Raw genomic sequence first — 20276 nt, forward strand, 5'->3', positions numbered from 1 at the left:
AAAGTATTTATACATGGCGCTACACTACTGTACAGAAGCTTGCATAAACGGAATTAAGTATCTAAAGAAAATATAAACGGTACATATGATAAGTGAGAAAATAACGATTGGAAAACCATACTTCATAAATCGCAAAAAGGAAATCCCTTTACCATATGTAGCTGCGATACCCGCTACGACCACATTTGCAGAAGCACCGACTAATGTTCCATTTCCGCCTAAACATGCTCCTAATGCAAGTGCCCACCACAATGGATCTAAGTTCATCATGCCATAGTCTTTAAATTCTTGAATGATTGGTATCATAGCCGCAACAAACGGAATGTTGTCAACGATTCCAGAAAAGATTCCAGAAATCCATAAAATGATCAATGCCGTTTTAGGCAAGTCCCCTTCCGTTGCAAAAATAATGCCTTTCGCTACTTCGTCAATTACACCAGTTGCTTGTAAACCACCTACTAAAATGAATAGTCCGATAAAGAAAAATAAAGTAAGCCATTCCACTTCTTGAAATATTTTTTCAGCCTGTACATCTTTTTCTGATAAGAGAAGTAAAAGTAATGCACCACAAACAGCTACAGTTGTTAGTTCCACATGTAAAATTGGATGAAGTAAAAATCCTACGATTGTTAGACCTAACACACCTAGTGATTTATATAATAACGGTGTTTTTTTTAAATAATCTTCAGGTTTTAATTGTTTTATCTTTTCTGGATCCAATTTAACTTTTTTTAACGATTTTCTAAAGAGGAAATACAATAAAAACATCGTACAAATAAAAATAATGAATACAACAGGTGCCATATTCTTCAAAAATGAAGTGAACGTTAAATGTTCTACTGCTTGGCCAATCATAATGTTTGGTGGGTCACCTATTAATGTCGCAGCTCCACCTATATTAGAACTGAAAATAATAGAAATTAAATAAGGAAATGCGGGTAACTGCAATATAGATGTTAAATTTAATAAAACAGGAACAAACAATAAAACAGTCGTTACATTGTCTAAGAGAGCTGATCCTAAAGCAGTTAAACAAGAAATAACAATTAATAAGCGAACTGGCTCTCCTTTTACTTTTTGGGCCAATAACAATGCTATGTATTCAAAAAATCCGGTTTTCTGTGTGATGGAAACTAAAACCATCATCGAGAACAGAAGGGTTATCGTGTGCCAATCTATATAAGAATAAAAGGCATCATTCCAATCATAAATACCAATACATAACATTAATACGCCACCTGTTAATGCTACTAACGCCCTATTCACTTTTTCCATAATGATAAAAATATAACTTACTAAAAATATCGCAATTGAAAACGCTGCCTCCATAAAAGTTCTCCTTTTTTTCTTTATTTTTACTATGTATATTCATGTCCCCCTCGAAAATATTTGCTTCTATTTTTTTTATTTGTGAATAGAATGATTTTAAACATGGACAAACAAGGGGGATAGTTTTATGGCGACAAAGCGATTAACTGCCTTACTTTATGGATGGGTAACGATATTTTTATTTATGCTAATTAGTAGTTTTATCTTGGCACTTTTCATTCGCTACACGGAATTATCGAGTAGTACACTGGCATGGTTAACATTAGGTTTAGGGTTGTTATATTTATTTGCTGGAGGGTTCTTAGCAGGTGTCAAAGGAAAGGATAAAGGATGGCTTCTTGGGGGTATAACAGGTATTGGATATAGTTTATTTATTTTCTTATATCAGTATCTAGCGCATGATCAAATCTTTCAAGGAGATCAATGGTTATACCATGGGCTATTCTTAGTTGCGGCTATTTTTGGTGGAATTATTGGAGTGAACATGAGTAATTCGGAGGCTAATAAATAGTTATAGGAACAAAAGCGCAAGGATCTTGCTCAGCCTAAGGCAGGCATAAGACAAGACCTGCCGTGGAGGTATTGTCACAGAAGGGATTGACTTATGTCCCGATGGGGTAGGTGCTGGAGCTAGACGTGGCTCCCCCGTGCAACTAACTTATCCACAAGTCCGAAATTTTATAATTTCCTAAGCAGCAAGAAAAAAGCGTTTTCTCTTATGAGAAAACGCTTTTTTTAGCATTAGTCATTACTTACTACTTCACGAACAGCAGAACGATCGTATGTAAGCTTTGTGCCATCTTCAACACGGATTACAATTGTCCCTTCATCTAAAGCATGAACGGTACCATGTAGGCCTCCAATTGTAACAATCTTGTCATCCTTCTTTAATTCGCTTTGCATGTTTTGTACAGCTTTTTGACGCTTTTGCTGAGGACGAATTAAAATGAAATAGAAAATAACAAAAAACAATAAAATTGGTGCTAATTGAATCAATACATCCATTATATTTTCCCCTCCTTTCACTAATTAGAAGTTTTTCGCATTTGGTTTATTAAAACCATATTGTTCAAAAAATTCTTCTCGAAAGTCCCCTAAGCAATCGTTTTTAATCGCTTCACGAACTTGTCCCATCAATTTTACCAAAAAATATAGATTATGATAAGTCGTAAGTCTAAATCCGAAAGTTTCATTTGCTTTAACTAGGTGTCGAATATATGCACGCGTATAATTTTTACACGTGTAACAGTCACAATGTTCATCAATTGGTCTGTAATCACGAGCATATTTGGCGTTTCGAACGACTAATCTACCTATAGATGTCATACACGTTCCGTTCCGAGCGATACGTGTAGGAAGTACACAGTCAAACATATCGATACCTCGAATAGCACCATCTATTAAGGAGTCCGGAGAGCCAACACCCATTAAGTATCTCGGTTTATTTTTAGGTAATAACGGAGCTGTAAAATCTAATACTCTGTTCATCACATCTTTAGGTTCACCAACTGATAGTCCACCAATTGCATAACCAGGGAAATCAAGGGAAATTAAATCTTTCGCACTTTGCTTTCGTAAATCTTCAAATTCCCCACCTTGAACGATACCAAATAAACCTTGATCATTTGGACGTGTATGTGCCTGTAAACATCTTTCCGCCCATCGACTTGTTCTTTCAACTGATTTTTTCATATATTCATGTTCAGCTGGATATGGTGGACATTCATCAAAAGCCATCATGATATCAGAACCTAAAGAATTTTGGATATTCGTCGCTTTTTCTGGTGATAAAAATAACTTTTCTCCACTTAAATGATGACGGAAATGGACACCCTCTTCTGTGATTTCTCGCATATCACTTAAGCTAAAAACTTGAAAACCACCAGAATCAGTTAAAATGGATCCATCCCAATTCATGAATTTATGTAATCCACCCGCTTCCTCAATAATATCTTCCCCTGGTCTCAACCAGAGATGATACGTATTGGAAAGAATTATATTTGCTCCTAATTCCTTTATTTCTTCCGGACTCATTGTTTTGACTGTTGCTAGCGTCCCTACTGGCATAAAAACAGGTGTATCGAAAGAACCATGAGGAGTATGTACTTTTCCTAATCTAGCTCCTGTTTGTTTACATTCTTTAATAAATTCATATGTTATCGCCATATACTAACACTCTCCTGAACTACTTGATTAACATTGCATCTCCAAAGCTAAAAAAACGATATTCCTTTTCCACTGCTTCCTTATAGGCTTTCAGAATAAAGTCTTTTCCTGCTAATGCACTTACTAACATAATTAAGGTTGATTTTGGCAAATGAAAGTTTGTAATTAGCCCATCAATTGCTTTGAAATGATATGGAGGATAGATAAAAATATCTGTCCATCCACTAGCCTCTACAAACCGACCCTCATTATCCCTTGCGATTGTCTCAAGTGTTCGTGTAGAGGTAGTCCCAACTGTAATGATTTTTCCACCTTGATTTTTAACATCATTTAGCAATTGTGCAGTTTCCTTGTCCATCCGGTAAAATTCTGCATGCATTTCATGAGTTTCAATATCGTCTACATTCACAGGTCGGAAAGTACCTAATCCAACATGTAACGTAATATAGGCAATATGAACCCCCATATGTTCTATTTCTTCCAGTAATTCCTTTGTGAAATGTAAACCTGCTGTTGGAGCTGCTGCGGATCCTTCTTCCTTCGCATAAACTGTTTGGTAGCGATCCTTGTCTTCCAACTGTTCCTTTATATATGGCGGAAGAGGCATTTCACCTAGTTGATCTAAGATTTCGTAAAAGATACCTTCATAGTCAAACCGTAATATCCTTCCACCATGTTCTTTTTCATGTGTACACTCAGCAGATAGTATTCCACTACCAAATTCAATTACAGCACCCTTTTTCACTTTTTTTGCAGGCTTAATAAGCACTTCCCATTCATCTTGATCCATTTGATGAAGAAGGAGAACTTCTATTTTAGCTCCCGTATCTTTTTTAACTCCAAATAAACGGGCAGGTAAAACCTTTGTATTGTTTAAAACTAAACAATCTCCTGCTTTTACATATTCTTTAATGGAACTAAACGTTGTGTGAGCAATCGTTTTCTCTTCTTTATCCAATACCATTAATCTAGAAGCAGTACGATCCACTAATGGCGTTTGGGCAATTAATTTATCTGGTAAATTAAAATCGAAGTCTTCTACTTTCATGTTTATCTCCTGACTCTTTTATCGTATTTTTCCGAAGATGTAAAATAAAAGGGATAGAATAATGCTTACAACTATAGATGTCATTATTGGAAAAAAGACCGTAACATTACCTTTCTTAAAGGAAAAATCACCTGGTAATTTTCCAATTACACTCCATATAATGCCAATGATAATAAAAATAATACCTATAACAACAAAGATCTTCCCAAAATCAGTCAATCCTTTGGTACCTCCCGATTAAAATGTTCATAAGCAAGCGGTGTTACTATTCTTCCCCTAGGTGTACGTTGAATAAAACCAATTTGAAGTAAAAACGGTTCATAAACGTCCTCAATCGTTTGTGATTCTTCTCCTATCGTTGCGGAAATAGTATCTAAACCAACTGGACCACCTCTAAACCTATCCATCATACCAATCAAGTATTTATGATCAATGTGATCTAAGCCTTGGGCGTCAACCTGCAACATTTTTAACGCTTTTTGTGTTGTGTGGATTGAAATAACGTTCTCTCCATCAACTTGCGCAATGTCTCTTACCCTTTTTAATAATCTATTTGCAATTCGAGGAGTTCCTCTAGATCTCCTTGCCACTTCTAAAGCAGCGTCCTCTTTAATTCCAACGTGGAAAATATCTGCTGTTCGACTAACAATATCACACAGATCTTTCGTTTCATAATATTCTAACCTACATAAAACACCAAATCTATCTCGTAAAGGAGCCGATAGAAGTCCCGCCCTCGTCGTTGCACCAACTAAAGTGAAAGGAGGTAAGTCTAACCGAACGGACCGTGCACTAGAACCTGTACCTATAACAATATCTAAACAGAAATCCTCCATCGCAGGATAAAGTACTTCTTCAACCGAACGTGGAAGACGGTGTATTTCGTCAATAAAAAGGACATCACCTGGTTCAAGAGAGGATAAAATGGCTGCTAAATCACCAGCTCTTTCTATTGCAGGTCCAGAAGTAGTTCGAAATTGGACACCCATTTCGTTAGCTATGATCGATGCTAATGTAGTTTTACCTAATCCAGGAGGTCCATATAATAATACGTGATCTAATGGTTCATTTCTCATTTTTGCTGCTTCGATAAAAATACGTAAATTTTCTTTCGTTTTTGTTTGACCGATATACTGATTTAATGATTCCGGTCTAAGACTATATTCTACGGATGTGTCTTCTTCATGTAGCTCACCAGATACCATTCTTTCATCCATTCCTAATGTCCCCTCCTACTATCTTTGTTCCATCATTAGTGAAAGACCTTTTCTAATATAATCATCCACTGATTCGAAATTTTCTTTCTTTAACATAGGAATGATACGTTGTACTTCGCGCTCGGAATAGCCTAAAGATTTCAATGCTTCCATCGCTTCATTTAATTGTTCTAAGCGTTCCTTTAGACCACCTTGATTTTGAGGATTATCCGTATCACTATTACTGCCTTTATCTATTCCTATCCAATCGGACACTTTACCTTTCAAATCCAAAATCATTTGTCTAGCTGTTTTTTTTCCTACTCCCGGAAATTGGGTTAGATACTTTTCGTCTTCTTGCTCTATCGCATTTGCTATTTCTGTTACACCAGAAGTAGCAACAATGCTCAGGGCGCTTTTCGGACCTATGCCAGATACGTTTAGCAGTTTAGCGAATAAATGCTTTTCTTCCTTCTTTTTAAAACCGTATAATAACTGTTGATCTTCTCTTACATAGTGATATGTATAAACTCTAATTTTTTCATCTATATTATGTTGAAACTGATATGGATTGGCACAAACAATTTCATAACCAATTCCATTTACAACAATTACGACATTATTTATATCAACTGAATCCACTTGTCCTTCTATAAATGCAAACATGAAATTTAGGTCCTTTCTACATTAGCCTTTCATCCTTTCTATTTTAACATATTTTCGTAATAAATCTCGTTCCTACACGTTTATATCTCATGAAGGAACAAAAAGGAGAAGTAATTTTCGAAAAAATTACTTCTCCTCAGCTTAGGCTTTAGCTTTCATCCAAAACAGGTTCACTACTTGCATAATCTCTATAGGTCTTCATTACATCTTCAAATGTAGACCTTTTTTCAATCTTAATGCCTGCCTTCAATTGATCCATTCGATGACTTTCAAGCTTACCTACATCAATTTCATAGAAAGCCTTAATTACTTTATTCTGTTGCGGCTTCCCATTAAAAATAGATAGTACATTATCTTCATCTAGACCAAAATAACCATTTTGTTTCACAGATGGCGACAAATCATCTACTTTTTTCTGAAAAACGACCTTACCTTCTGATTGCTCTACTAAATTCCAGGATTCATATCCAGCCCAAAAATCTTGTAATGACCAAACAGTCTCCTGTCTTACTTCCTCTTCTACACTTCCATCTAGGTATTTAGTTTGTAGAACGACCTCTAACTCTAAAGGTTCACGTTCCCACGCTTTTTTCTCTTCCTCTTTTTCTACTTTTTGCTCTCTTTCTTTTACAACTGCTTTATTAGGTTCATTCGTTCCTTCCGCGAATACTTGGAAGGAAGTGATAATAAGCAAAAGTAGCGCAACCATAGGGAATATGGAAGTCTTTTTGTTCATTTCCATCACCCTTCATTTTTATAGAATTTAATGAAAAAAAAGTTCTATTTCCAGTTTTCCCAGAAATAGAACTTTTACTCAAAAATACTATAGAAAGTGATAAATTTTTTATGCCATGTTGTGATGGATATCTTGAACATCATCACTATCTTCTAACATATCCATTAACTTTAACATTTTCTCTTCTAACTCAGGTGATAGTTGTGTTGTTGTTTGTGGAATCATTGTTAGTTCTGCCGTTTCAAATTGGTAACCTTTTTCTAGTAATGCATCTCTTACTCCGGTAAAAGATTCAGGATCTGTGTAAATTTCAAAGACTTCCTCAGAAGTTTCTATTTCATCTGCCCCAGCATCAATAACATCCATCATTAGCTCATCTTCATCTATGTTATGTTCTCTTCTATCGATGACAAAATATCCTTTTCGATCAAACATAAATGCCACACAGCCATTTTCCCCTAAATTACCACCATTTTTAGAAAATGCATGGCGTACTTCAGAAGCAGTTCGGTTACGATTATCAGTTAGTACATTTACCATAACAGCAACACCACCAGGACCATACCCTTCGTAAGTCGTCTCCTCATAATTGACTCCATCCAGACCACCAGTGGCTTTTTTTATGGCTCTTTCTATATTATCATTCGGCATGTTATTAGATTTTGCCTTGTCTACTGCTAAACGAAGTGCAGAGTTTGTATCGGTGTCTGGCCCACCTTCTTTTGCAGCAATATAAATCTCTTTAGCAAGCTTCATAAATATTTTACCTTTTTTTGCATCTTGAGCATTTTTTCGATGTTGTATATTTTTCCACTTGGAATGACCAGCCATAGCTAATCTCACCTCTCCATTTTATTCCCTTTTACTATATCATACCTTAGGAAATGGACAACGCTTTTACCTACTATTCTTATTACTTAATCTAAAAGTTCTGAAACGTGATAAATTTTCCCGTTTTCTAGCTCTTCTTTAACGAGCATATTCACAAAAGCTGTCGCAACTACATTCGGATCACGTAACAGTCCTTTTTCTTTATAGTCTTTAAATTTGTCAATGTCATCAAAAGCTTCTTTGGAAGCAGAACGAATTTCGCCTTGCATATCCGTGTCCATTATACTTGGACTATATGCAATAACTTTGTGAATGGATTTAACATTATTCAATTCTAATGCTGTTGTTTCCGTAAACATGTTTAAAGCAGCTTTTGAACTACAGTATGTACTCCATCCGTGTACAGCTTTACTCCCAGCGCCAGATGAAATATTAATAATTACAGTTGGAATTAGATTATCTTTTCTTACAAACAGATTTGTAATAAAAATAGGTGCTAGAACATTAAGTGAAAAATGCTTTTTAACTATATCCTGTTGTAATTTTCCAACCGTTTCAATTGGGTCAACAATTCCAGCATTGTTCACAACAAATAGTTGGTCTACTGTTTTATTTTTAAGATAAGCTGAAATCTGCTCAAAAGTTTCTTGCCTATCATCCTCAGATGATAAATCACAATTATAGTGCAAATAGCCGACATTACAGACTTCTGCCAGCTCCTTTAATTCAGTATTCTCTGTTCTTGAGACACTAACAACACTAATTTCCTTATTCAAAAACTGTTTAGCTAAACCAAAGCCTAAACCTTTTGATGCACCCGTAATAACAGCATACTTCATCAAAATCCCTCACTTTATGTTTTTAAAACAGGTGTAGAGTGTCAACCCCTACACCTGTTTCCTTAATAATTTAAAGGCCTGGCGTTTAAATTTTTTATTCGATCAAAATAAGCAGCATCTGTATAAATAGCCACATCATTTCGATTTGTTAAACGCTCCACCGCTTCTCTAACTTTATTTTGAACCTCTGGATCCATTCTTTCGTGCTCATTGACCTTGAGTGCTACTAGAACTCTAAAAGGGGTAACAACTGTCTGGACTTCTACTACTCCACTTATTCCTTCTACTTCTTCTGTAATTTTATCGGCAATTCCTGCCAATTCTTCGTCAGCATAAGAGGTCTGTCCTTCTTTTTGATTTGGTGATCTTCTGTTCAATTCTTGTTGATACGCCTTTGATTTATTTGCAGAATGTTCAGGTGTATAATTGTTGTTATTTTGTTGTTCATCCATCCTATATTCTATAGGCTGAGTCAAATAGTCATTATTCGTCTCTGTTTGATTATTATTTAACTGATTTGCTTCATTACCACAGCCTGCAAGTGTTATCCCTAAAACAGTTGTCACAATGATAAGATTTTTTTTCAACAAAAAACACCTCCCTTTCACTTTTATTTTGTAAAAAGGAGGTAATAATTAACCCCGTTACATTTAGGAAATATTAAAATGCAGGTGGTGATTTAGGCATTTCACGCTTATGTGCCGTTACTTTATGCATCCGATCAATAATTTCCTTGTCTTTAGCTGGAATTTCTTCGCCTTTTAAGTATTTATCGATCATATCGTATGTTGTACCCATTTCATTTTCATCCGTTTGACCCTCCCAAAGACCTGCACTAGGAGGTTTTTCAATAATTTCATTAGGTACGCCCAACTCTTTAGCTAGTTCACGCACCTCACCTTTCGTAAAATGAATTAGCGGAACAAGGTCTACACCACCATCCCCAAATTTGGTAAAGTAACCCGTATACCACTCATCTGCATTATCTGTTCCAACAACTAAATAACGATAATTGGTTGCAATTGTATAAAGTGTACTCATTCTCAACCTAGCTCTTAAATTCCCATCAGCAAGCTTTTCTTTATCTTCTTGCCAATCCTTCAGTGCTGAAACTTCATTTTTTACAGCATGAAATAATGAATCGTGGCTTGCTGATAAATCAACCTTTATATTTTGTAGATCGGCACTTTCTACTACCATCCTTGCATATTTTTCATCATCAGGATTACTCTTACAAGGCATAATAACACCTAAAGAGTTATCTGGAAACGCTCTTTTAATTAAGTGGGCAACAACTGCTGAGTCAATTCCACCGCTCACACCAACAACTAAACCATCAAGACCAGCGTCATTTACTTGTTGCTGCAACCAACTCGTTAATTGTTCGATTTGTTTCTTCATGGATTGCTTCCCCTTTTCTGTATTATGATATTTCATGTTACCATAATCTACAGATTTTCCACAAATATTCCGGCGCCTTTTCCACTGTTTTTCAAATTTATCCAAAAAGGTTATTAGTTCTTGTCGGGAAGGGTTTTTCTTTAAAAAATGGAGCCACTCCCTAAGAAGGTCACTTGGAAACATCACCCCATAGTGAAAGAATTTATTTTTTTCGTATTCCTTAAAAATATCATATTGAAATAAATCATTAAATTCTTCGACGCTTTCATATAAAAACCGTTGAGCCAACTGTATCCATTCGTATTCGTAAGGTGCATTTTGAACGAGATCAAAATCAATTACTGAAGTTTGTTTACCCTGCTTAATAAAATTATGGGAGGCACAATCACCGTGAATAAAGCAACCTTTCTGATATGCTCTCCACTCAAGTTTTTCCCAGTCAAGCTTTTCCAACTTTCGAAGCATCTTATCTAAATCAGAAATCATATTTTTATAAATGATTAAACGTCCTAATTGTACAAAAATATCTTTTGTTTGTTTAAAGCGTTTATACCGATCCTTCAATTTTTGAAGGTATGTTTTTGTTTTTTTTATTTTTACTGGTAGCCCTTCTGTCTGTTGATGAAAATTAATTAATTGGTCAATAGCCGCTATTCGATCTTCCTGTTTGACATAAGATAACTTATCACCTTCCACAAATGGCATTAAAACCCACTTTTGCTTATGAGAGTCTTCAATCCACTTCCGTTCATTTGGAAAGGGAACAAATGTAACAAAATTTGAAGAAGTAGGTAATTGGGAAAATAATGACCACAGCTTTCCGATGTTTCCGTAATAACATTTCACAACCCACCATTTATGTTGAGCAAAAACTTTGTAGACATTCTTCTTAATTGGGATGATCTGTTCCGTATGAAAATCACCTTTTTGCTTTAGAAAATAGTGGAGACGATTCAAAAATGAATCGTCTCGCCATCGTCTTTCACTCACTCTTCATCCTGATCCCTTGTAGGATATGGGGGTTGCTGATATTGCGGAACATTTTGCTGATACCCATACTGTTGGGCCATCCCTAATTGCGGGTGAAAACCGTATTGCGGATGATACATTGGGACTCCTGCTTGAGGATAGCCCATGTACCCTTGCTGCTGCTGATACTGTGGAACCCCTTGCTGTGGGTATCCCGCATAAGCTTGTTGTTGTGGATAGCCTTGAGTACCTGTTTGAGGATATCCAACCCATGGTTGAACTGGTACTTGGTTAGTTGTTTGAGTTAAAGGTTGTTGATTAGTCATTCCTTGCATATTTGTAGGCCAGTTGTTTTGCCCATCATGGACATTCATGTGATCAGGCATTTCTGGAATTTCTAAAGAAGAAGACTCTTCATCCAATTCCATTTCTGGATAATGACCAGTGTGATGAGTATTTACAGCTGGTGTTGGCATTTGGTGATACCCAGGATAAGCTTGATGCTGCGCACCTGCAACATGACCATGGTGATGAGTAGCAGGATAAACAGGCATATGATAAGTTGGCGTTCCTCCACATCCACAAGGATTGTAAGATGGTACTTGGTAATAATGAACTGGAGCATGATAAGGTACATGATATTGAGGCATAGCTGCGTGATGCTGTACCTGATGATGCATATGGTGCATCTCATCGGAACTACTGGACTCCTCTTCGTTCACATGTACATGAATATCCTGTTCATACTCCATTTTTGGAATCTTCGGCATGGATGGGATATCCATTTTCTTCGTTTGTTGAGGCATTTTTGCCTTACCACTAAATGGTAGCATCGCCTTATCCACATCCAAGCTAAAGTCATTATCATCTTCTTTTACTACTGGATACATTTCAGGGGATTTATCTTTATAAGGGTGCTCTGCTTGTGGTGCGGTTTCTTTAGGTTGCTCTTTTTGCACCTCTTTCTTTTTTTCTTTCTTTGTCCCTTGTTGTACTCCTTGTTGCTGCTCTTTCTTAACAGGCTTTGATTGAGTAGGTACTTTGATTTTCATGCCCGGCATGATGTTTTCTGGATTTGAGAGGTGTGTATTCATTTCTTTTAACTTGTTGAAATCGACATTGTATTTCTGAGCAATCTTCCACAGCGTCTCTCCTTTTTGCACGATATGAATTTTCACTGACATTGCTCCTTTCTTCATTTGCGATTACATATCAATACCAACATATGCTCAGATTCCAAAATGTTGAGACATTCGTCTAATTTTTCTTTAAAAATCTTATTTGAACATAAAAAAAGATAAGTACCCTCTCTTCATACAGGCACTTATCTTTCATTAGTAAAAATTCTTTTTAAAATACGGTTCTTTACTTATTTTCTACAGTATTAATATCTTCACTTAGCAAATAGGTTGGGTAGGACCCAAGTATGTTCATCTGACAGCCTAGTGCTTCTAGTTCTGCCTGAACGCCAGGAAATAGAACATGGTCATATTCTTGTTCAACATCGATAATAAAAAAGTAATTTCCTAGCCCTGTTTTCATCGGTCTAGATTCAATTCTTGATAAGTTCATCCTTCTCCATGAGAATGCTGATAACACCTGATGCAAAGCACCTGCATAATCCCGTGGTAACGTTACTAATACTGTTGTTTTATATCCTTGATTTTCAACATTTTTTATTTGAATCGGGGTTTCCTCTCGCTGTAAAACAGCAAAACGAGTATGGTTGTTCTCGTAATCATGAATTTCCCTTTTCCATATTTTCAGTCCATACTCTTTAGCTGCAAGTTCGTTTCCAATTGCAGCTATCGTTCCGCCATCTAGTTCAACCTGTTGAGCAGCTTGGCCGGTCGAGGAAGTATAATGTATTTCAGCACCGAAAAGATTCTTGTGAATGAATTGATGACATTGAGCGATAGCGTGACTATGTGAATGCACTGATGTAATGTCTTTGAGTTCCCCATCAAAAGAAGGATGAACGAGTAGATGCTGTTTAATTGGGACAATTGCTTCCGCCACAATTGGCAAACGAACTTGATGAATCAAATAATCTAACGTTAAATGCACTGATCCTTCAATTGCATTTTCTAACGGAACAACTCCTAAGTCAATTTTTCCATCGTTTACGGCATCAATACATGCAGGTATAGTCGCAAAGCCTTCTGCATTCACATTATCAAATAGACCATCAACCGCCATTTTTGTAAAAGTCCCTTTTGGTCCTAAATATCCAACTGTATACAATTTTTCTTCCCCCTGATTTATGCACCTGAACTTAGTATTTCGACTCTAATTACAAATTCAAGCCGTTTTAATTGTTGTAGCAACTCCTCAATATCTATATTCATTAACGCTGTGTTGATTGAAAGAGTAACGTTGGCCTTACCTTGTAACGGGATTGTTTGGTGAATAGTTAATACGTTACAACCAGCTGTTGCTACAACGGTTAGTAAATTTGATAAAGTTCCAGTTCGATCTTCTAAGTGGAAAAATAACGTGATCATTTTTTCTTTAACCATCGCTTGAAATGGAAAGACAGCGTCCCTGTATTTATAAAAAGCACTTCGACTCAAGTCAACCTTCTTCACTGCCTCGTTAATAGAAGACACTTTGCCTCTTTCCAAAAGCTCTTTGACTTCTAACGTCTTTTGCATGGATTCAGGTAAAACATCACTACGAACTAAATAAAACTTTTCATCGATTTCTCCCACACTATTTCCCCTCTTTACAACGTTAATTACTCCACAAACTCAAATTCATAATCTAACAAACGAACGGTGTCTCCATCCTTCGCTCCTCTTTCTCGTAACGCTTCATCCACACCGAAACCTCTCATCTGTCTAGCAAAACGTCTAACTGATTCATCTCGAGTAAAATCCGTCATTTTAAACAGTCGTTCGATTTTGTCACCAGATATTACATAAGCGCCATCTGGGTCCCGGGTAACTTTGAATGGTTCCTCTTGTTGAGTATGACGATAAACAACCCGTTCTTCCACTTCTTCTTCAACAAATTGGTTTTTAGGTATTTTATCCAGTAAATCTGCAATAGCGAATAACAAGTCTTTTAGACCTTCTCTTGTGAATGCTGAAATTGGATAGATAGGGACATCTTCGTCCATCTGTTCTTTGAATTTTTCAAGGTTTTCTTTCGATTCAGGCATGTCCATTTTATTTGCAACGACAATTTGAGGGCGATCTTCTAGCTTATGATCATATTGCCTTAATTCTTCATTGATGGCTACATAATCTGAATAAGGATCACGACCCTCCATTGCAGACATATCAACAACATGGACAATAACCCTCGTTCTTTCAACATGGCGTAAAAACTGGTGTCCAAGCCCAATACCTTGGTGAGCACCCTCGATTAATCCTGGAAGATCCGCCATTACAAAACTTCGTTGATCGGCTGTTTCAACCATTCCTAAGTTCGGGGCTAAGGTTGTAAAGTGATAATCCGCTATCTTTGGTTTAGCTGCTGTTACAACAGATAACAGAGTAGACTTTCCTACACTAGGAAAACCAACTAAACCTACATCTGCAATTACTTTTAATTCAATTTGAACATCAAGCTCTTGTCCTGGTTCCCCATTTTCTGCAATTTCTGGAGCACGGTTTCGGGCAGAAGCAAATTTAATATTCCCTCTTCCTCCTCGTCCGCCATGAGCAATTACGGCTTGTTGCTTATGTTCAACCAAATCAGCGATTAATTCACCTGTTTCTGCATTTTTCACAGTTGTTCCTGGTGGTACAGATATTACTAATGGTTCAGCATTTTTTCCATGCTGACCTTTACCCATTCCATTTTGTCCTCTGTCGGCTTTAAAATGACGTTGGTATCTAAAATCCATTAATGTGTTAAGTCCTTCATCTACTTCAAAAACAACATTACCACCGTTTCCGCCGTCACCACCTGCAGGTCCACCTTTTGGTTCGTAAATTTCACGACGAAAAGCAACGGAACCATTTCCGCCATCTCCCGCTTTTATATACACCTTGACTTGATCGACAAACATGCTTTCACCTCTTCATTTATAAAGCAATTGTTATTTTACAGGATTCCTCATTTAGATCTACTTCTTTAATAAATGATATTTTCAATAAATGTGCCTTTAAGTCCATGATCTTATAAATAGGTCCTTGAAAAGTATACGTCAAAAATGGCATACCTTCCTCTTCTCCAATAAGAAGCTCTCCATTATATATTCGGTCTTTCGAAATATGTTTATGTAACAAATCCATCATTTCTTCACTTGTCGTATAAATAGACAAATCACTGGAAGTAAGGCTGCTCATACCCATTTCTACCTGATACGTCAATTTAAATTGGTTGTATTTTGTATGAAAAGTTAACACCCATATCATAAAATGAGGACAATTTAAGTTGGTTAACAATCTTTCTTGATTAAAATGGTCAATAACATTTTTGACTTTTTCCTTTATTTTATCTAAGTTCCCCATGGAGGCATAACCATGAATTAATTGAATGTCATTTAGTAAATCATGACGATAATGACTCAATAAATGCATTACTTCCTCTTCTTTCATCTTTCCCGCTCCCTTATGAATACACAAAACCTGCGTAACGTCCTTATATTTTATATGTAGTAAGGCAAATTATAGCAAACTTTAGGTGGAAAAGAAAATGGAGGTCACATCTGATTAGCTTTATCAGCTAATAATTACATTTATCAGCCAAAATAGGATTATTTCAGCCAAAAATGAAATTTATCAACCAAAATAAAACTTTATCAACCAATCATGCAAAGTCAATTAAAAAAAGCGCTCACCCGCAAGAGGTGAACGCTTTTTATCCGTCTTATGCTTCTTGAGCTACCGGGTAAACACTTACCTTTTTACGGTCACGACCGTAACGCTCAAATTTAACTACACCGTCAATTTTAGCGAAAAGCGTATCATCGCCACCGCGACCTACGTTTTCACCTGGATAGATTTTTGTTCCACGTTGACGATATAGGATAGAACCACCAGAAACGAATTGACCATCAGCACGCTTTGCACCAAGACGTTTTGATTCAGAGTCACGTCCGTTTTTTGTACTACCTACACCTTTTTTCGTTGCGAAAAATTGAATATCTAAACGTAGCATTTTCTTGCACCTCCTTATTTTTTAGAGATGGTAATATATTGACTATAGTCACGTTCGATTGTCTCGAGGGAGACGACCATACCTTCAAGTATGTGTTGGGCTTTTTGAAAAACTTCCTGATCCATGTTCAGCGGAAGTTCCATCCGTAAGTAGCCACCTTCACTTCCTTGATCGATTAGTGGATCGATTTGGCATAGTTTTATCACTGCATTCACCGCTCCAAAGGATACAGCTGATGCAGCTGCGCAGACTAAATCGTGGCCTTTAGGACCACTCTCCGCATGACCTTCGAGCTCAAACGATAAAATTTCTCTTTTTTTATTTCGAGAAATACGTACTTGGATCATATAAACAATCCTTACGCGTTAATTTTTTCAATCGTCACTTTAGTATAAGGTTGACGATGACCTTGTTTACGCTTGTAGTTCTTCTTTGGCTTATATTTGAAAACCGTAATTTTTTTCGCACGGCCTTCTTTCTCGACTTTTGCAGTAACCGTTGCACCATCAACATATGGAGCACCGATTTTCGTGTCGTCGCCACCAACAACAAGAACTTTATCAAATGTTACTGTTTCACCAGCTTCAACACCTAATTTTTCGATGAATACTTCTTGTCCTTCTTCTACTCTTAGTTGTTTTCCGCCTGTTTCGATAATTGCGTACATTCCTGCACCTCCTCTTTGCACTCAGACTCGCCATACAGGTAACTCGAAAAGCTAACACTTTGAATCCAAGCGTATGCTATTCTCCGTTTTCAAAACCTGTTCTGCGCGGTTGTAGCACGTGGTGCTACGACAAATACAACATATGAATATTATCAGAGTTGGATTCGTTTGTCAATAGCTCCAGACGTACCATCGTTGCTGTGTAACCATTTAAGGTCACCAATAAACTTTATCACAAATCCTCTTTGTCCGACAGTCTTTTTTTCCATATAGATAGGTGTTTTCATATTTTCCTTAAGTGCGGCTATATCGATGGTTTTTACAAATACATCAAATACACGTTCATCAACTTCCACTAAAAATGCTTCATAATCTTTCTTTCGATTTAATAACAGCTCTCTTTCTAGCTCATAAGCGTAATATAAAGGGGATAATTGATATCCAATAGGTTCGCAAAAAAGAGAGAAACTATCTACACCTTCTCTTTTTCTAGTGAGCTCCAATATTCCTAAGCTTGTAAAACCGTGTACTTCACAATAAGTTGGATCATCACTACAAAGCTTTTTCATTTCTTTGATGACGTGATTTTTATTTTTTTCGTCTTTCATATCAATAAAATCAATTAATATAATACCTGCAAGATTTCGAAGTCTTAGTTGTTTAGCTATTTCTTTGGCCGCTTCTACATTAGCATGTAAAATAGTCTGTTCCTTATTTAATTTCCCAACATAGCTACTAGTATTAATATCGATAGTAGTAAAAGCTTCCGTTTTTTCAATAATTAACTCAACCCCTGAAGATAGTTTAACTACCCTAGAAGTTATTTTCTCGATTAAATGTGAAAAATTAATTGGTAGCTCTTTTGAAAAGCGGTCTGTCCACCTGATTTTGTTAGCTAAATGAGGGAATTCGTCTTTCATTCTCTCAGAAACTTTGACTTCATCAAAAATAATTTTATCCATTGAGGAAAGAGCATATTTTCTTAAAAAACGATCTGGTACTTCCTGATCTTCGAAAAGACAGCTCGGAATTTTAAGCTGCCTGGAGGACTGCTCTATTTGTTCCCATTTTTGTTGAAGCCTTTTCCATTCCTCCATTAATAAGGATTCCTCTACATGAATCGCAGAGGTTCGTATAATTGCACCCTCATTATGTTGTTTCCAAGTATTTACTAGGTTCAGAAGATGGTTTCTTTTGTCGCCATCCATTTTTTTAGAGGCAGCAATATAGTTACCGTATGGCATAAAAATAAAATAGTGGCCTGGTATTGTCACATTTGCAGTAACTTTTGGACCTTTATTATCATAAGCATCCTTAACAACTTGGACTAACATAGCCATTCCTTCATGGATTATCTTTTCAATAGGTTCTTTCGGATTTTTTCGAGACATCGGAATTTCCTTTTTCGATAAAAATGCTAGTTTTTTATCGCCAATATCCACAAATGCAGATTGCAATCCATGATCAATTCTTCTTATCCTACCTATATACAAGTTGCCAACCTGTGATTTTTGAGAGGTCCGGTTAACCGCAAACTGTTTTACTTCATTATTTTCCATTAGTAATGCTACTTTTTCACTCGTCATTGTTTGGATAAAAATAGATTTCAATTTAATCGCTCCATTTATGTGTGCACCATTTCTGCTAATTTACCCATCTTTACGTATGGTTTTTTTAAATCAAAAAAGGCATGTAAGCATTGACTTTCATCAATGATGACAGATTTGCCTCCGTCCAAAGGGACATTAATATGATAATACGGCCCCTTTTGAAACTTCTGCATGATTGCATACACGGATGTAGAGGGTGTAGCATTGATTTTTTTAATTACTGATAAAGGCTGTCCTTTATGTTGATAACGTGCCATCAAATGCCGCAAGAAAAAAAACTGTCTTCTCTTCCATTCTAGACGATTTTCTAGAAGAAGAAAACAAGCTAACGACAATGTATGAAACGTATTCCATTCCATTGCATACGTAAACGAAAAACAAACAACAATAAATACGGTTGAAAGAAGAATTGTATAGGTTATTACATGCTTAAACGGTAATTTGTAGGACAATAATAAAAGCAAAATTTTCCCACCATCTAGTGGGTATATCGGCAATAAATTAAATAAAAATAATTTTATATTATAGCTTAAAGCATATTGAATCAAATATTCTGGTAAAACATCTATTTGAAAAAGTAATAGAAGAACACCGTGTATCCATACATGTTGCAATGGCCCTGCTAATACAACAAGAAACTCCTCTTTATAAGGCCGATTAAAATATTCATCCGTTTCCATTACACCACCAAATGGCCAAAACATTATTTTTCTAATACGCCAGCGAAAAAAAAGAGCCATACCAATATGGCCCATTTCATGTATAAAAATCAAAATAAAAATAATGGTTATTTCCACAAAGGAACCGGTTAATACCCCTAAAAACAGAAGTAACCAAAGTAGTGGATGAATATGTAAGGATAATAGTACTCTAAGTTTGTTCATCAACTCGCATCACCTTTACTGGATCTATATATTTTTTCTTTTCTTGAACAGCAAAATAAAGACTAGCTTCTACCTCCCCAGAATTCGGTTTGAGGTTGCCTATAATTTGATTTTTAGAAACAAATTGATATTGAAATACCTCAATATCGCTTAAATTTCCATAAATAGAGTTCGTCCCATCTTCATGCTGAATGATAATGGTTTTACCTAAATTCTTTTTATTGCCTGCAAAAACAATGGTTCCAGCTTTCATAGCTGTTACGTTCATATTTTCAGGAGAGCTTACTTCAATTAAGACGCCTTCCCCATTTTGTTGAAAGGATTGGGATATTACGCCATTCACTGGTAATACCATACCATTTTGACTGTCAACTTTTTCTACTTCATTATTATTATTTAAAAATTCAAATGGCGTCCCTAAATTAGCGCGATACCACCCTTGTACCTTTGCGAAAGGAAATTCTTCTGTCATGACAGTTAACACAAGTTCTTTTGGCTTTTGAAAGGTTTCCCCCTCCACTCGTATCAACAAAGCCGTGGCAAAGAAAATAATGCCAGATAGCAAAGCTTTAAATAAGAAAGCCTGTACCCCTTTATTGTTTCCGTCATCGGAAGAACGATCACCAGACGCAAATGGAAAATAACCATGTTTTTCCTCTTCCTCTAAACCTTGAAAAGTAGATTTACGAGTCTTTAGCGAGGTGGAGACTTTTTCTCTTTTATTCTCTTTTCTTCTAGCAATACTTTTACGAATTTCATTAATGTTTTTGTTTCCCAAGGTTCCTCATCCCTTAATAAAAGTGTTTGTACAAGTCTATTCAG

The 20276-nt window shown here is 36.2% G+C and carries 24 protein-coding genes, 1 pseudogene and 1 other annotated feature; of the genes and pseudogenes, 1 reads left to right on the forward strand and 24 read right to left on the reverse strand.

The features are described from left to right. Positions 1–24: 24 nt before the first annotated feature. Positions 25–1329 (reverse strand): ArsB/NhaD family transporter, encoded by a 1305-nt coding sequence (locus tag HNQ94_RS01615; RefSeq protein WP_174494543.1) that lies wholly within the window; start codon positions 1327–1329, stop codon positions 25–27. A 127-nt stretch (positions 1330–1456) separates the two neighbouring features. Between HNQ94_RS01615 and HNQ94_RS01620 the strand changes: the two genes are divergently transcribed. Continuing rightward, complete coding sequence (locus tag HNQ94_RS01620) at positions 1457–1840, forward strand: TIGR04086 family membrane protein (RefSeq protein WP_174494542.1); 384 nt, start codon at positions 1457–1459, stop codon at positions 1838–1840. Between the two features lie 230 nt (positions 1841–2070). On the opposite strand, the gene yajC is transcribed toward HNQ94_RS01620, so the two are convergent. From yajC to HNQ94_RS01730, 23 genes and pseudogenes are all read right to left on the reverse strand, one after another. After that, entirely contained in the window at positions 2071–2334 is a 264-nt protein-coding gene (gene yajC / locus HNQ94_RS01625) for a preprotein translocase subunit YajC (RefSeq protein WP_174494541.1), read from the reverse strand. Between the two features lie 24 nt (positions 2335–2358). Beyond that, positions 2359–3495, reverse strand: coding sequence for a tRNA guanosine(34) transglycosylase Tgt (tgt, locus tag HNQ94_RS01630; protein ID WP_174494540.1), 1137 nt, complete (start codon positions 3493–3495; stop codon positions 2359–2361). 19 nt (positions 3496–3514) lie between these two features. Beyond that, positions 3515–4543 carry a tRNA preQ1(34) S-adenosylmethionine ribosyltransferase-isomerase QueA gene (queA, locus tag HNQ94_RS01635; protein ID WP_174494539.1) on the reverse strand — a complete coding sequence of 343 codons (1029 nt, stop codon included), beginning with the start codon at positions 4541–4543 and terminating at the stop codon, positions 3515–3517. An 18-nt stretch (positions 4544–4561) separates the two neighbouring features. Then, positions 4562–4762 carry a DUF2905 domain-containing protein gene (locus HNQ94_RS01640; protein ID WP_174494538.1) on the reverse strand — a complete coding sequence of 67 codons (201 nt, stop codon included), beginning with the start codon at positions 4760–4762 and terminating at the stop codon, positions 4562–4564. Beyond that, positions 4759–5760, reverse strand: coding sequence for a Holliday junction branch migration DNA helicase RuvB (gene ruvB / locus HNQ94_RS01645; RefSeq protein ID WP_174494537.1), 1002 nt, complete (start codon positions 5758–5760; stop codon positions 4759–4761). The genes HNQ94_RS01640 and ruvB overlap by 4 nt, the downstream gene beginning before the upstream one ends. 18 nt (positions 5761–5778) lie before the next feature. Beyond that, positions 5779–6405: a Holliday junction branch migration protein RuvA gene (gene ruvA / locus HNQ94_RS01650; RefSeq protein ID WP_174494536.1), complete on the reverse strand. Its 627-nt coding sequence runs from the start codon at positions 6403–6405 to the stop codon at positions 5779–5781. A 148-nt stretch (positions 6406–6553) separates the two neighbouring features. After that, positions 6554–7141, reverse strand: coding sequence for a BofC C-terminal domain-containing protein (locus tag HNQ94_RS01655; RefSeq protein WP_174494535.1), 588 nt, complete (start codon positions 7139–7141; stop codon positions 6554–6556). A 108-nt stretch (positions 7142–7249) separates the two neighbouring features. Next, positions 7250–7972 carry a YebC/PmpR family DNA-binding transcriptional regulator gene (locus tag HNQ94_RS01660; protein ID WP_174494534.1) on the reverse strand — a complete coding sequence of 241 codons (723 nt, stop codon included), beginning with the start codon at positions 7970–7972 and terminating at the stop codon, positions 7250–7252. 86 nt (positions 7973–8058) lie between these two features. Further along, complete coding sequence (locus HNQ94_RS01665) at positions 8059–8811, reverse strand: (S)-benzoin forming benzil reductase (RefSeq protein WP_174494533.1); 753 nt, start codon at positions 8809–8811, stop codon at positions 8059–8061. Between the two features lie 62 nt (positions 8812–8873). Then, positions 8874–9398: a YhcN/YlaJ family sporulation lipoprotein gene (locus HNQ94_RS01670; RefSeq protein WP_174494532.1), complete on the reverse strand. Its 525-nt coding sequence runs from the start codon at positions 9396–9398 to the stop codon at positions 8874–8876. Between the two features lie 73 nt (positions 9399–9471). Next, the gene (gene nadE / locus HNQ94_RS19520) at positions 9472–10212 is read right to left on the reverse strand and encodes an NAD(+) synthase (protein WP_246199916.1); all 741 of its coding nucleotides are present in this window, start codon (positions 10210–10212) and stop codon (positions 9472–9474) included. Between the two features lie 267 nt (positions 10213–10479). Then, a pseudogene (locus HNQ94_RS19785) lies at positions 10480–11202 on the reverse strand (phosphotransferase); the annotation flags it as partial. Then, the gene (gene safA / locus HNQ94_RS19700; RefSeq protein ID WP_174494530.1) at positions 11199–12359 is read right to left on the reverse strand and encodes a SafA/ExsA family spore coat assembly protein; all 1161 of its coding nucleotides are present in this window, start codon (positions 12357–12359) and stop codon (positions 11199–11201) included. The gene safA and the pseudogene HNQ94_RS19785, both read right to left, overlap by 4 nt. 187 nt (positions 12360–12546) lie before the next feature. Beyond that, entirely contained in the window at positions 12547–13425 is an 879-nt protein-coding gene (pheA, locus tag HNQ94_RS01685; protein ID WP_174494529.1) for a prephenate dehydratase, read from the reverse strand. A 17-nt stretch (positions 13426–13442) separates the two neighbouring features. Continuing rightward, positions 13443–13883 (reverse strand): transcriptional regulator ThrR, encoded by a 441-nt coding sequence (gene thrR, locus HNQ94_RS01690; RefSeq protein ID WP_174494745.1) that lies wholly within the window; start codon positions 13881–13883, stop codon positions 13443–13445. A 35-nt stretch (positions 13884–13918) separates the two neighbouring features. Continuing rightward, positions 13919–15199: a GTPase ObgE gene (gene obgE / locus HNQ94_RS01695; protein ID WP_174494528.1), complete on the reverse strand. Its 1281-nt coding sequence runs from the start codon at positions 15197–15199 to the stop codon at positions 13919–13921. Between the two features lie 16 nt (positions 15200–15215). Beyond that, positions 15216–15731: a Spo0B domain-containing protein gene (locus HNQ94_RS01700; protein WP_174494527.1), complete on the reverse strand. Its 516-nt coding sequence runs from the start codon at positions 15729–15731 to the stop codon at positions 15216–15218. 271 nt (positions 15732–16002) lie between these two features. Beyond that, positions 16003–16293: a 50S ribosomal protein L27 gene (rpmA, locus tag HNQ94_RS01705; protein WP_174494526.1), complete on the reverse strand. Its 291-nt coding sequence runs from the start codon at positions 16291–16293 to the stop codon at positions 16003–16005. Positions 16294–16307: 14 nt separating this feature from the next. Next, positions 16308–16640 carry a ribosomal-processing cysteine protease Prp gene (locus HNQ94_RS01710; protein WP_174494525.1) on the reverse strand — a complete coding sequence of 111 codons (333 nt, stop codon included), beginning with the start codon at positions 16638–16640 and terminating at the stop codon, positions 16308–16310. 11 nt (positions 16641–16651) lie between these two features. Beyond that, complete coding sequence (gene rplU, locus HNQ94_RS01715) at positions 16652–16960, reverse strand: 50S ribosomal protein L21 (RefSeq protein WP_174494524.1); 309 nt, start codon at positions 16958–16960, stop codon at positions 16652–16654. 13 nt (positions 16961–16973) lie between these two features. Further along, positions 16974–17081 (reverse strand) — a sequence feature (ribosomal protein L21 leader region). Between the two features lie 31 nt (positions 17082–17112). Next, a complete protein-coding gene (locus HNQ94_RS01720) occupies positions 17113–18570 on the reverse strand; it encodes an Rne/Rng family ribonuclease (RefSeq protein WP_174494523.1) in 1458 nt (485 codons plus the stop codon). Positions 18571–18584: 14 nt separating this feature from the next. Beyond that, complete coding sequence (locus HNQ94_RS01725; RefSeq protein WP_174494522.1) at positions 18585–19454, reverse strand: site-2 protease family protein; 870 nt, start codon at positions 19452–19454, stop codon at positions 18585–18587. Then, positions 19441–20232, reverse strand: a complete 792-nt coding sequence (locus HNQ94_RS01730; RefSeq protein WP_174494521.1) for a M23 family metallopeptidase — start codon at positions 20230–20232, stop codon at positions 19441–19443. Before HNQ94_RS01730 ends, HNQ94_RS01725 begins: the two co-directional genes overlap by 14 nt. Between the last annotated feature and the right edge of the window lie 44 nt (positions 20233–20276).

Source organism: Salirhabdus euzebyi (genome assembly GCF_014207435.1).
Lineage (GTDB): Bacteria > Bacillota > Bacilli > Bacillales > Alkalibacillaceae > Salirhabdus > Salirhabdus euzebyi.

What these genes read in the sequence shown, in the direction of transcription:
- HNQ94_RS01615 (WP_174494543.1), bottom strand. Translation starts at nt 1,329, where the DNA reads ATGGAGGCAGCGTTTTCAATTGCGATATTTTTAGTAAGTTATATTTTT.
- HNQ94_RS01620 (WP_174494542.1), top strand. Translation starts at nt 1,457, where the DNA reads ATGGCGACAAAGCGATTAACTGCCTTACTTTATGGATGGGTAACGATA.
- yajC (WP_174494541.1), bottom strand. Translation starts at nt 2,334, where the DNA reads ATGGATGTATTGATTCAATTAGCACCAATTTTATTGTTTTTTGTTATT.
- tgt (WP_174494540.1), bottom strand. Translation starts at nt 3,495, where the DNA reads ATGGCGATAACATATGAATTTATTAAAGAATGTAAACAAACAGGAGCT.
- queA (WP_174494539.1), bottom strand. Translation starts at nt 4,543, where the DNA reads ATGAAAGTAGAAGACTTCGATTTTAATTTACCAGATAAATTAATTGCC.
- ruvB (WP_174494537.1), bottom strand. Translation starts at nt 5,760, where the DNA reads ATGGATGAAAGAATGGTATCTGGTGAGCTACATGAAGAAGACACATCC.
- ruvA (WP_174494536.1), bottom strand. Translation starts at nt 6,405, where the DNA reads ATGTTTGCATTTATAGAAGGACAAGTGGATTCAGTTGATATAAATAAT.
- HNQ94_RS01655 (WP_174494535.1), bottom strand. Translation starts at nt 7,141, where the DNA reads ATGAACAAAAAGACTTCCATATTCCCTATGGTTGCGCTACTTTTGCTT.
- HNQ94_RS01660 (WP_174494534.1), bottom strand. Translation starts at nt 7,972, where the DNA reads ATGGCTGGTCATTCCAAGTGGAAAAATATACAACATCGAAAAAATGCT.
- HNQ94_RS01665 (WP_174494533.1), bottom strand. Translation starts at nt 8,811, where the DNA reads ATGAAGTATGCTGTTATTACGGGTGCATCAAAAGGTTTAGGCTTTGGT.
- nadE (WP_246199916.1), bottom strand. Translation starts at nt 10,212, where the DNA reads ATGAAGAAACAAATCGAACAATTAACGAGTTGGTTGCAGCAACAAGTA.
- obgE (WP_174494528.1), bottom strand. Translation starts at nt 15,199, where the DNA reads ATGTTTGTCGATCAAGTCAAGGTGTATATAAAAGCGGGAGATGGCGGA.
- HNQ94_RS01700 (WP_174494527.1), bottom strand. Translation starts at nt 15,731, where the DNA reads ATGAAAGAAGAGGAAGTAATGCATTTATTGAGTCATTATCGTCATGAT.
- rpmA (WP_174494526.1), bottom strand. Translation starts at nt 16,293, where the DNA reads ATGCTACGTTTAGATATTCAATTTTTCGCAACGAAAAAAGGTGTAGGT.
- HNQ94_RS01710 (WP_174494525.1), bottom strand. Translation starts at nt 16,640, where the DNA reads ATGATCCAAGTACGTATTTCTCGAAATAAAAAAAGAGAAATTTTATCG.
- rplU (WP_174494524.1), bottom strand. Translation starts at nt 16,960, where the DNA reads ATGTACGCAATTATCGAAACAGGCGGAAAACAACTAAGAGTAGAAGAA.
- HNQ94_RS01725 (WP_174494522.1), bottom strand. Translation starts at nt 19,454, where the DNA reads ATGAACAAACTTAGAGTACTATTATCCTTACATATTCATCCACTACTT.